This is a genomic window from Bacillus crepusculi (genome assembly GCF_014764715.1).
GTDB lineage: Bacteria > Bacillota > Bacilli > Bacillales > Bacillaceae > Bacillus.
Genome location: NZ_JACXXE010000002.1, coordinates 13,632 through 25,203, shown reverse-complemented (window position 1 = coordinate 25,203; position 11,572 = coordinate 13,632). Strand labels below are relative to the sequence as shown.

13 protein-coding genes and 1 riboswitch are annotated in these 11,572 nt (G+C 42.0%); of the genes, 1 reads left to right on the top strand and 12 read right to left on the bottom strand.

Annotation, left to right across the window (positions count from 1 at the left end; all coding sequences use genetic code 11):
• Window positions 1-7: 7 nt before the first annotated feature.
• The 7 genes from IEE86_RS19645 to IEE86_RS04040 form a co-directional block, all read right to left on the bottom strand.
• The gene (locus IEE86_RS19645; RefSeq protein ID WP_263479571.1) at window positions 8-463 is read right to left on the bottom strand and encodes a methyl-accepting chemotaxis protein; all 456 of its coding nucleotides are present in this window, start codon (window positions 461-463) and stop codon (window positions 8-10) included.
• 533 nt (window positions 464-996) lie between these two features.
• Entirely contained in the window at window positions 997-1,731 is a 735-nt protein-coding gene (locus IEE86_RS04065) for an energy-coupling factor transporter transmembrane component T family protein (protein WP_191096068.1), read from the bottom strand.
• Complete coding sequence (locus tag IEE86_RS04060; RefSeq protein ID WP_191096067.1) at window positions 1,721-3,319, bottom strand: ABC transporter ATP-binding protein; 1,599 nt, start codon at window positions 3,317-3,319, stop codon at window positions 1,721-1,723. Before IEE86_RS04060 ends, IEE86_RS04065 begins: the two co-directional genes overlap by 11 nt.
• Window positions 3,294-3,893: an ECF transporter S component gene (locus tag IEE86_RS04055; protein ID WP_034324788.1), complete on the bottom strand. Its 600-nt coding sequence runs from the start codon at window positions 3,891-3,893 to the stop codon at window positions 3,294-3,296. Before IEE86_RS04055 ends, IEE86_RS04060 begins: the two co-directional genes overlap by 26 nt.
• Window positions 3,890-4,576, bottom strand: a complete 687-nt coding sequence (gene tenA / locus IEE86_RS04050; RefSeq protein WP_191096066.1) for a thiaminase II — start codon at window positions 4,574-4,576, stop codon at window positions 3,890-3,892. Before tenA ends, IEE86_RS04055 begins: the two co-directional genes overlap by 4 nt.
• Before the next feature lie 87 nt (window positions 4,577-4,663).
• Window positions 4,664-4,767: riboswitch (TPP riboswitch) on the bottom strand.
• A 56-nt stretch (window positions 4,768-4,823) separates the two neighbouring features.
• Window positions 4,824-5,951, bottom strand: coding sequence for a hypothetical protein (locus tag IEE86_RS04045; RefSeq protein ID WP_191096065.1), 1,128 nt, complete (start codon window positions 5,949-5,951; stop codon window positions 4,824-4,826).
• A gap of 140 nt (window positions 5,952-6,091) precedes the next feature.
• Complete coding sequence (locus IEE86_RS04040) at window positions 6,092-6,748, bottom strand: type 1 glutamine amidotransferase domain-containing protein (protein ID WP_191096064.1); 657 nt, start codon at window positions 6,746-6,748, stop codon at window positions 6,092-6,094.
• Window positions 6,749-6,999: 251 nt separating this feature from the next.
• On the opposite strand from IEE86_RS04040, the gene IEE86_RS04035 reads away from it, so the two are divergent.
• Window positions 7,000-7,164: a hypothetical protein gene (locus IEE86_RS04035; protein WP_186299675.1), complete on the top strand. Its 165-nt coding sequence runs from the start codon at window positions 7,000-7,002 to the stop codon at window positions 7,162-7,164.
• 33 nt (window positions 7,165-7,197) lie between these two features.
• Here IEE86_RS04035 and IEE86_RS04030 read toward each other — a convergent pair whose 3' ends face one another.
• The 5 genes from IEE86_RS04030 to IEE86_RS04010 all read right to left on the bottom strand — a co-directional run bounded on the left by IEE86_RS04030 (window position 7,198) and on the right by IEE86_RS04010 (window position 11,563).
• On the bottom strand, window positions 7,198-7,569 hold the full coding sequence (locus IEE86_RS04030) for a DUF1304 domain-containing protein (protein WP_191096063.1): 372 nt from the start codon (window positions 7,567-7,569) through the stop codon (window positions 7,198-7,200).
• A gap of 5 nt (window positions 7,570-7,574) precedes the next feature.
• On the bottom strand, window positions 7,575-7,829 hold the full coding sequence (locus IEE86_RS04025) for an ORF6C domain-containing protein (protein ID WP_191096062.1): 255 nt from the start codon (window positions 7,827-7,829) through the stop codon (window positions 7,575-7,577).
• 206 nt (window positions 7,830-8,035) lie between these two features.
• Complete coding sequence (locus IEE86_RS04020; RefSeq protein WP_191096061.1) at window positions 8,036-10,417, bottom strand: immune inhibitor A domain-containing protein; 2,382 nt, start codon at window positions 10,415-10,417, stop codon at window positions 8,036-8,038.
• A 188-nt stretch (window positions 10,418-10,605) separates the two neighbouring features.
• Window positions 10,606-10,899, bottom strand: coding sequence for a putative quinol monooxygenase (locus IEE86_RS04015; RefSeq protein ID WP_191096060.1), 294 nt, complete (start codon window positions 10,897-10,899; stop codon window positions 10,606-10,608).
• A 25-nt stretch (window positions 10,900-10,924) separates the two neighbouring features.
• Window positions 10,925-11,563, bottom strand: coding sequence for a nitroreductase family protein (locus IEE86_RS04010; protein ID WP_191096059.1), 639 nt, complete (start codon window positions 11,561-11,563; stop codon window positions 10,925-10,927).
• Window positions 11,564-11,572: the final 9 nt, after the last annotated feature.

The window sequence follows — 11,572 nt, the reverse complement described above, 5'->3', positions numbered from 1 at the left end:
TTATTCTTTATTTCACTTGATAATTGACTAAGTCGTCAGCCAATGATTTCATCGTTTCGTTTGTTTCGTGAAGTCCTTCAATAATTTTGGTAAAAGTGCCTACAAGCTCTGCTTGATGTTCAGAGGAAGCGACAATTTGTGCAATTTCTTCTTCCATTCCTTTAATAGAGCCCTGTACATCTTTTAGTGCTGTTTCAATATCAGTCGTCGCCTGCTTCGCATGAGTTGACAGCTTTCTCACTTCTGTTGCGACCACTCCAAAGCCTGCTCCTGCTTCACCTACTCTTGCAGCCTCTATGGATGCGTTGAGTCCGAGTAAGTTCGTTTGATCAGAGATACCTTTGATGAGATTGGAAACTTGATTAATTTTAGAGGAATTTTCGACAGTGGTTTTTGTGTTTTGTAGAATTTGTTCACTTGTCGCTTGTAGTTCCTCTGAATGTGCGGCCACTTGCTGTACCATTGCGACTAGTTTTTCGGAAGCTTGGTTGCTCTCCGTCATGATGTGATCTAATCGTTGTTGATTCGTTTGATCATACGCCACGCAGAAGGCAGCGACAACTTGACCCGTCTCATCCTTGATCGGGACAGCTACGATATCCATTGGAATCCCGTATACCTCTTTCGGGATTTGGATAAACGATGGCTCTCTCCCATTTTTCAGCATAGAAAAGTTTTCGAACCCCGGAGCTACTATGTCCCCAGCTTTAAACCCTAAGTCAATGTTTCCATGTTGCTGATAATAAAGAACCTTGTCTTTCCCTAAAACAGAAAAGGTTAGTTGCTCTCTCATAGCTAGTCCAATGATTGGTAAAGCGTCTATTATGTTATCAATTCTCTGTGACATTCGCTCACGTTCATCCTCTCTTTTTCTCAGTACACCTTCTTTATCGGTTCTTTATACGATCTATTACAGTCTGTAATGTGCACTAATATCAAACAAATGACCCAAGACATATAAAAAACCCACATTCCCCCAAGAGGATGTGGGTTTTTTTAAAAGAAGAGCATGCACATAAAGACACTCACACCTATGAAAACAAGATACATATAGTCGATCCATGAGGTGCTAATGACATGATAATACGTCCGCTCTCTCGATCCCGTGAAGCCTCTTGCTTCCATCGCAATCGCCAAGCGTTCTGATTTTCGTACGCCCTGCGTAAAAAGGGGCAGTGCATAACGCATAAAGGCCTTCCAGCTGTTTTTTTGCTTGTAGCCTCTGATTTTATGCGCAGCCTTCATTTGCTTTAATTCACTTTGAAACAACGGGATAAACCGAAAGCCGGCGAGCATCCCATATGCCCATTTGGGTGACATTCGGCATTGATGGATTAAGCTCATCATAAAGGCCGTCAAATCTGTTGTGGAGGTAAAAAGGAGACCAAATGTCACAAAGCCAAGCATTCTGAAAGAAATGGTGAGTCCATTTTTTAAACTCTCCTCTGTGATATGAAACCATGCCCATTTCCAAACTGTATGATCCCCCTTGCCGAAGGCCGCCATCATCCAAAACACGAGAATAAAAAAGAGCAGATAAGGGACAAATCTTGTGATGAGATACTTCATATTCCAACCGCCTAGAACAAGCCCGATGCCAAGAGCCAACAGCCAGATAATGAAGGTTGTTTTGGGATCGGAAATCGCCATGAGACAGCACATTGCAAGAAGATGGGCGAGTAATTTCATGACTGGATTCACAGTGGATAGAAAGGAGTGATTACTTTGCAATCGTGAGCACGTCCTTTCTTTCAGCCACATAACGATAATGTAAGGGCACTCTCAATTGATAAGAATCGACGAGTTCCTGATTTGAAAATAAATCATAGGGCGTGCCATCATACACATGCTCCCCTTGGTGAAAAAGCAACACCTGGTCTGCGCATTCATCGACGAGCTCCATATCATGTGTGACCATTATAATGGTGGTTCCCTGGCGTTGGCGCTCTTTCAAACGTCTAATTAATTCCTTCGCCGTTTTTTCGTCCTGCCCAAAAGTCGGTTCATCTAACAGTAATACATCCTGATCAAATAGAAGCATTGTGGCAACACTTAATCTTCTTTTTTGCCCTAAACTTAAGGTGAAAGGATGCGCCTTCGCATGCTTCTCTAAGCCGAACTCTTCCAATAGCTGAACCGTTTTTTCTTGTACAACTGATTCTGGCCAATTTCGCTGTCTTCCGCCAAATGCGATTTCATCAAAGACCGTATCTTGTATAAATTGCAGCTCTGGATTTTGAAACACAAAGCCTGCTTTTTCATAGAGTAATCGATCAGACCACTTTCTGAGATGGGTTTCTTTTAAGAAAATATCTCCCTTTTTAATTGGCTCTAAGCGGATCAAATGTTTGAGACAAGTACTTTTCCCACTTCCATTTTCCCCGATGACCGCCACCCAGTCCCCCGTTTTGATATCCAGCTGCAGGTCATTCATCACCCTTTTTTTCCCGTAGCTTAATTGAAGATCCTCTGTGCGAATGATTGTCTTTCGATCGGCTGATAGCACCTTCTCCCCCCGCTCTTTTCTTGCTTCAAAGGTTTGCTTAAGGGTTTGACTGAGTGGGTGATAAGGATCTTGAATGACAGTGGACCATTTCTCGGGAAATAATTTCGGCCGCCAAATTCCTGCCTCTTTCATTTCTCCCTCATATGCCGTCATCACATCCTTCGGAGATCCATCTGCTAAAATGCTGCCTTGATCATCTAATAAAATCACCCGGTCCATCCACTCGATGACACCGTCTAGCACATGCTCCACAAAAATCATAGTTTGATTCTGTTCCGCTGCAAGCTGCTGTAGCAACTGAACTATCTCCATTCTGCCTGCTGGATCAAGCTGTGCAGTCGGTTCGTCAAAGAACAGGACATCTGGCTCTAACGCTAGTAAACAAGCAAGCGCCAATCGCTGCTTCATTCCGCCAGATAATGTGTGAATATCCGTATTCGGATCGACATCCAGTTGTACTTTTTGCATGAGATGCTGAATGATATCATCCATTTCCTCACGAGGGACGGAACGGTTTTCTAAACTAAATGCAATTTCTTCATTGACACGATGCATACAAAACTGGGAATCAGGGTCTTGAAACATGACGCCTGTATGTCTTTGTAATATCACTTCTCCCTGCATGTCAGCTTCTATATGCTCTGGAATAATCCCAGCTAGAACTGAAATGAGCGTGGATTTACCACTGCCGCTTGGCCCTAAAATGAGTACCTTTTCTCCTTTTTGAATAGAAAGAGAGACTTGATGCAAAACGGGTGTAGGCTGTTCATAAAAACGGACAGTGAGATTATTGCACTCGAGAAATGAATCCATGCTGTTCACCTTTGTTTCGTTTTTCTTTCATGATGGCATATTGATTCAATACACCGGTTTTGGATAATGCGTCCACGACTACTTTCGCTAAGCATCCTCCAAGTATCATACCGCTGATGATTTGAGTCACAAGTGTCATGAGTAAAACTTGAGGCGTGTAATAACCAAATCCATTGGCCACGAGGCTGTATGCCATCGCTCCAACAGCTGCAAAGGCACCAGACAGCATAAGTGTCCACATACGGTATCGTTTATAACCAAAAAGAGCGAAGGCGATTTCTGCACCAAGTCCTTGGCATACACCGATGAGCAAGGCTGAAAGACCGAAGTGGCTGCCTGTCAGTAATTCCACGGCAGCTGCGGCTGTTTCTGCAATGAGGGCAGCTCCCGGCTTTTGGATGATATAAGCAACGATTGGGCTGGCAATCACCCAAATGCCAAACATGATATTGCCTCCTGCTGGGCCAACAAGTGCGGTAATTGGTAAATAAAGCGTGGACCACCCTAAATAGATCACACCGCATGCCACAGATAAAATCACCGCAAGGACGACTTCTTTCATCTTCCACGTCATGATGAATGCACCTCCAGTTGGACGGGCCACTCTTCCACAGTGAATGCCATTTCCCAGAATGCATATTCAAGCTGACAGCTTAAGAAAAAGTGCTGTTTCATTTTTTCTTTTTCTTTCTCACTTGCTCCTTCCGCCCACTGATCGAGACGTTTGCAAAGCTCAATAGTGACAGAGTCGGTTAAGCCTCCATAAAACGTGATCCACTCATAAAACGGATGTGCCGGGTCAGGCTGCACGTCAGAAAGCATTCGTTTGCCTATTTCCCAATATGTCCAAGGGCATGGGAGTAAGACAGCGATGATTTCTCCAAGCGTGCCTTCCTGTGCGACTTGTAGCATGTGATGAATATAGTGGTGGGCACTCGGAGCTAAGGAAGCACCTTGCAGTTCATCATATGTTACACCTGCCACTCGGCAAAGGTTTTGATGAGGATGCGTCTCACTATCTAGTACAAAAGCAATCTGCTGATGGAAAAAGGCAATATCCTCTCTGTCTGTACATCTGCTGATCGCTGCTGCATAAATTTTAATAAATGCATTTAAATATTCTGCATCTTGTTTGACATAATGAATGATCTGTTCCTTTTCAAGCTTTCCTGCTGCCAATCCTCTGACAAACGGATGCTGATAAATGGCTTCAAATAATGGTTCTGCTTCTTTTCTTAATTGCGTTGAAAATGTCATAAAAAAAGCCTCCTCTTCTTCAGTTGAATAAATGAAAAAGCCACCCCTAATGGAGCGGCCTTCTTATCGATTCAATCCTGAATAAGACAAGGTCCAGCTCCACTTCCCTCCGCTAGTACGAACTAGATCAGGTTCAAAGGGTCCAAGATTTTCTCTTGTCTCAGTCATTCATGACTCCCCTAGTGGACTTCTATCATTTAATTATCTTTACTCTACACATGTGGCGATTTGATGTCAACCGCCTTTCTTAATTCAATGTTTTAATCGTTGGCAACTTCTCGATCCCTGCAGCATAGTAGAAATTAAGGACACTGAAGAAATCAATCGGCTGTCCTGTTTTTAAATCTACGGCTAATATATGATCGCCGTAATTTGTCAAATCATCAAGGTCTAAGCGTCTTGGTGTGGTCTTCCCAAGTGTATCAACAAAGGTATCATGGTAATATTGTCCGCTTGCAAACGATGACTGATGGTACATAAACAATGTTTCCACATCTAAGTAGACGAGAATGGCCTCTGAGGAACTCGCATAAGGAGCTGAGTACGACACAGGTGCCGAAATGCTTTTCACCTTCACACTGGAAATCGAATGGGTTCTCTGTTCGAATTTTCCATCATAAGGGAAATAAAACACACGCTTCCATTCATAATCTGCTGTCTTCGATTGCTTGTTATATACTTTTGTGCCATTTGCAAATACATCACCATTTGCATAATCAGCGACAAAGTATTGCAGAGTTGATGATAGGGATACTGCCCCTGTGAAATTGGGTGGATTCTTTGCATTCACCTGTATCGTGTAAGCGTCTCCGAAGTCTCCACCGCTTGTAATACCGAATGCGTAATCACCTGCTGGTAAATTGGTTAACCCAAGCAGGCTGCCTGCAGGCTGAATGAGGTCCGTCGGGTAGGCTTGTCCTGTTTCATAATCAACCACGAATAACTGGACGAAATAATCAGGATTTGAAGAGGTAATCCGGCTGATGAGTGCCTGAGGTGAAGATGTGCTTAAAAACCATAAATCAACTGGATCATCCTCTGATAAGACAACCGATTGATTGATTGCTAGTCCATCAATGGAGTGAACGCCAGACGTGCGCATTTTTCCATCTTTAGCAGCTTTTCGTTTGATACTGATTCCTTTTTTCTTATCTACTTTAAATGATTTGTTCACTTGCTTCTGTTGAATAGCAGTACCTTGATCCTGCTTCAAAAACGACTCTTGCACTTGTTGAATGGCTTTTTCTGTCAGCGGCGACAATTTTCCATCTGAAGTCGGTGCTTCTTCTGCTTTTAATGCTGGTGAAAATAAACCTGTTGCCACGAGTAAAATAGATAGTAAAGCTGCAATCATTTTGACATAAAATGCTCTCACAGGAACATCCCCTTTTCCTCATTTGGGTTTTTTACCCTGTGATCATTTTACCATTATTCCAGTAATTGTTTTGGTCTTTTTTGGGACATTTTTATAACAAAAAAACCAGCCGCAGGAATTCCGACTGGTTTTTGGTCATTTTATGCAATGGTTTTGACAAACAGGCGTGCTGTTTCTGCACTTGATCCTGGGTTTTGTCCAGTGATGATTTGTCCGTCAACAACAGCGAATGGTGCAAAGGCATCTCCTTTTTCAAACACTGCTCCTTGCTCACGAAGCTTTGTTTCCAATAAAAATGGAACCTTTGATGTCAGTTGAACGGCATCCTCTTCTTCGTTCGTGAACCCTGTGATTTTTTTGCCTTCGATAAATGATTTGCCATCTCGATCCTTCACATCAACGAATGCTGAGACGCCGTGACAAACGGCTCCGACTGCACCATTTTTGTCTGAAATCGCTAAGATCGCATCGGCGACCAATTGATTGGACGCAAAGTCGATCATTGGGCCGTGTCCTCCTGCAAAGAAGATTCCATCATAATCAGCTGGGTTCACATCTGTCAGCGCCTTTGTGTCCTGAAGCAACTCATACACATCTTGGTATTGCGCTGGGACACCTTCAGGAATTGAATTTTTATCAATCGGTACAGTGCCGCCTTGAATAGAGACAATTTGTACGTCTAGTTTATTTTCTTTAAAGATGTGAAATGGCTCAGCCAATTCCTCTAGCCATAAGCCTGTTGGGTGCCCATTCATTTCCGAGCTGCTTGTCGATACTAATAACACGTTCTTACTCATCTTGATCATCCTTTCGATTCTTCATGTGCTCATTTTATATTTTGCACAATTAAATATCAAACAATTAGACTTCGATGCAGCTCTTTATGTTATACCCCATTTTCTAAAAAATATGGCATTCCATCAAATCTAATCAATATGTCACATTCTATCGTTAGGGAATTTCATGTAAAATTGTCATTGAGTGATATAATATGAGGAAAGATTGACAGACCTCTCGTGGAGGGGACTTTTAAAGGAGTGGAAAAGAGATGAAAACCTATTCGATTGTGATGATTATCATCACGCTCTGTATTATATTGGCCGTCTTCTTGATGAACCTAACAGGGGTCATGTACGGAAAAATCATTTTGGCTGTTGCCGTTGCCCTTTGTCTAACATCCATTATTCGTTTGATAGGTCTTCGAAAAAGATAAAAGCTGCCCTCATCGGGGCAGCTTTATTTAAGGTTAGATCGCCAGCATCAGCGCAATGAGTGCAAGCAGCGCTGGTACCCCTTGTTTGATAATAATGGATTTATTGGATGTCACACCGCCAAATACCGCTGCGATGATCACACAAAGAATGAAAAATAGCTGAATCATATATCCAATGGTATTCGCTCCGAGAATGAGCCCCCAAATGAGTCCTGCAGCTAGAAACCCGTTATAAAGCCCCTGATTGGCAAACATCACTTTTACATTTGGATCTTTTTGCAAGTGTTCAGGCAGCCGGAAAGATCTCTTCGCCATCTTTGATTCCAAAAAAAACATTTCGAGTAACATGATGACAATGTGTTCTAACGCGACGATTCCTACTAAAATCATTGCTAAAATATTCAATTTAGTTAATTCCTTTCTGTTAGACGATCACGAATCTCTATTTTGTCTGTGTATAAATCAAAGTCTTGTATTAATTCTAGTGCTTCCGTAAACCGACTTTGTGGAATGTCTTTCATTTTCCTTACACCGAATTCCTTTTTAATAAAAGCCATGATGGTATTGATGTGAAGCTTACCATGGCCATCATACTCCAAATGGCTGCAAAAAGTCTGCATCGTCCCTCGAATCACCTTTAATTGCTTGGCAGTGACACAACTCATTGGTAACGCTCATCCTTTCCTGTTTTTTAACAGCTAAAAAGAACCATGAATGAAAGAAAAACCTTCCAGTCTTTATTATATAATGGTTTCATTCGGATATCAAAATAAAAAAGAACAGACATTCGATCAAAAAACGACCACGTAATGAACTGTCTCATCTCCACATATCAAAAAGCCGGATTCAATGGTAGAATCCGGCTTTCTGTTTAGTTACTTTTAGAAATTAATACCTTTCCAACAGAACGATCCTTACTTTCTCCAACGACTTTAAAGGAGAGACCATATGCCGGCACATCGCGTCCTGCATCAGGGTTGTTTGGATTGACATAATTCTTTTTATCACTAAATGTACGAGTCGGACGAATATAGCGATCTTCTAAGGTTAAGCCTGTTGTCGCTGTATAATCAATATTCAGCTTCGTACTTGGATTCAAAGAAAATGCTGCATCATGTACTTGGAACCCTGTAGCTGCAATGGAACCGTCACTCCATTTCAATACTTGCTGATCCGCATCTACGACACCAAGGAAGCCGTTCCCTGGGTGTTTCCCTACCCAGTTATCACTATAAGATTGATCGACATACCACACGACCAAACCGTTATTATAGCTCATCAGGCTTGCCCCTCGTTTGATATGCTTTAAGCCTTTATCGACATCCGCATAAGAGCGCCATTCTAGTAAATAATACTGAGCGGCATATTGTTTTCCATTAGATTGAGAGAATCCATTAAAGGTAAATGTAGACGTTCCCTCAGCATCATCTGACCACACTTTCTCTCCATCTGCTGTGACCTTTAGATCATCTACAAATAAACCTGGCAGAGAATAGCCTGCATCTGTTGTATAGCGGAATTGCAAATCGATTTTCTTCCCTGCATATGCAGAAAGATCAAAGGCTGCATCTACCCAGCCGTCGGATTTTCCGTCGATTCCATTACCTTCGTTAGCACCTGCTTCATTCCGATCATTTGTGATGCTTCCAGCAATGGTTGTCCACTTGTCTGTCCCAGTCTCACGAACTTCTACATACGCATAATCATAATCTTCTTCGATATCGTACCATGCTTTAAACGTAAGCTCTGCTTTGCTTCCTTTCGACAAATCGATACTTGTTGTCGTCATGGTTGCATTCAAATTGTCACCCGTTCCGCTGAAGTACGCGTATTTCCCTTGAGCAGGTGTTGTGACGTCAATCTCTTTATCTGGTAAATCAACTCGAACGGCATCATGATTTGTTCCTTTTGTTGCTGCTTCATCAATTAATACGGTTTTGCTTTTCTTTAATGTTTTACCATCAATGGTTTTTCCAGAAAGCCAGTTACCACCATGCAGGTTTTGAAGCATTTCTTTTGCATATGGACTAAAGCCTGTAGGTTCCGTACCAGGTACTTTACCTGCCCAGCTTCCGCTTGACATGATAGACCAATAGGAAACAGGCTCTCCTCTGCCTGTATACTGTGTATCGTATTCATCAGGTAGACCAAGATCATGTCCGAATTCATGTGTGAAAACGCCAGCTGCGCCATCTTCAGGCTCAATCGTATAATCTAGAGCGCCTAACTTTCCGCCTTGACCCACTTCAGATTCAGTGTTTGGAATTTCAAATACATCACCAAGTGACCAACGATGCGACCAAATCGCGTCAGAGCCAAGCTGTCCGCCACCTGCTTCTTCACCTACGCCAGCGTGAACGACCATCAGATGGTCAATGATGCCGTCTGGTTCGTTATAAACACCATCTCCATCAATATCATAGCGATCCCACTGATCATATTCACCGAGGTCAATATTCGGGTCTTTTGCTGCTGCTTCGAGAGCTTCTTTCACCAATTCACGCGGTCTGCCATCACTGCCTTCTTCGTCAGGAACATTCCCGCCGTAATAAGCTGCTTCATGCTTAGCTGTATACCAGCCAGCAACTGTTCCACTGATCGTGTAACTGCCGCCAGACTGCTTTTCATAATATTGCTTCATGGATACTTTTCGTTTCCCATCTGGACCGATGTAGCCATTTTTTCCGAAAAGCATCTCTTGATAGTGCTGTTGATCGTACTTGTCATAGTACATATCAGTCTCTTCTTTTTTAATACTATTATGCTTATAATCTTTAAAATCTACTAATAAAACTAGTACCTTATCATTGCGAACGTCGCCTTTATACTTTTCCTTTTTGACTGGTTTTACTTGGTTGCCTTCTTTTCCTTTATGCTTCTTTAGCTTTTTCTTTTTGGCTAGTTTATTATGTACGTCTTGTTTATATTCTTTTAGGAATTCAGGCTCTTCTGTTAAGGTGCTGGCACTTTGTTTCATGGCCGCTTCTTCTTTTTTCTTTAAATAGTTCTTTAACGCTTTTTGGGTTTCTGCTTCATTGGCATTCTTTTTGATCTTTCCTTGTTTTTTCAAGGATTTGATAAGACGGTCTTCATTCACAACACTTGCGTCGAATGGAATACCTGAATAATGACCGCCGTCTGAGGATGTTGACTTTTCTGTGGTGTGGGCAGATAGTGGGGTGCTGAAAGCTGTCAATGTGCCTAAACCGAGGACAGCTGTTAGTGCTATGCTCGTCCATTTCCCTTTTTTCATATTGGTTCCTCCCTAATTTGGTAATAAATAATATCTAATTCTAGCATATTCCAATATTATTCAGTCGAAAAACATTTTATTTTCAGAAACTTTGTGGAAAATGCACAATACGCGAATGATAGGGGTGGAACGAGGTGTCGAAAATAAAAGAACCCTAGGCATAGACGCCTAGGGTGTTTGTTGTGTTTCTATGAAAGTTGCTCACCATGAAAGGCAACCACATCAAGTGGAGCGGCTAAAAATTCTTTTGCCTTCGCTACGAAAGCCTGGAAATGCGCACTTGCATTATGGCTTTGAACCGCAGCTTCATCTTTCCAAATTTCTACCATTAAAAAGGTATTTTCTTTTTCCGTATCCTTAAATAGCTTGTAGGATACGTTGCCTTCTTCAGCCTGTGAAGCTTTCATTAATCCATTGATTTCTTCTAGAAATACGGTTTCTTTTTCTGGATGAATGGTCATCCCTGCATGAATAATAATCATATGATCGTCTCCTTTTTAAAAAATATTATTTCCACTCTGCAATACGATCGACCGGTAAGCGGTAAGATGCATAGCCTTCGTCAGCTGCTTTCCCGATTGATAGCAACATAACTGGTACATAACGTTCTTTATCCCAGCCAAATGTTTCAGCGATAACTTCTTTATCATACCCGCCAATTGGGTTTGTATCATAGCCATGTGCACGTGCAACAAGCATGAGCTGCATAGACACAATTCCACCGTCAATTAAAATGGTTTCGCGATTGACTTGCTCTGGAAGAGCATCAAAGTGTGCAGTTAAGGCAGCAATCTGTCTTTCTTTCACTTCTTGCGGCATGTAGCCATTCTCTACCGCTTTTGAATAAATTTCTTCTAAGTATTCATTGTTTTTCATATCTGCAAATACAGCAATGACAGCCGCTGATGTTGCCACTTGTGTTTGGTTGAATTTTGCGAGCGGTGCAAGCTTTTCTTTTCCTTCTGGGCTGTCAATGACCATGAAGCGCCAAGGCTGTGCATTCACTGATGATGGTGCTGTTGTTGCTTCTTCTAAAATCTCTGTCATTTCTTCTTTGCTAATTTTCACAGCTGGGTCATAGTTACGAATAGAGCGGCGCCCTTTCATAATGTCCATAAAATCGTTTGTTTTTAATGTTGTAGCCATGTTGTAACA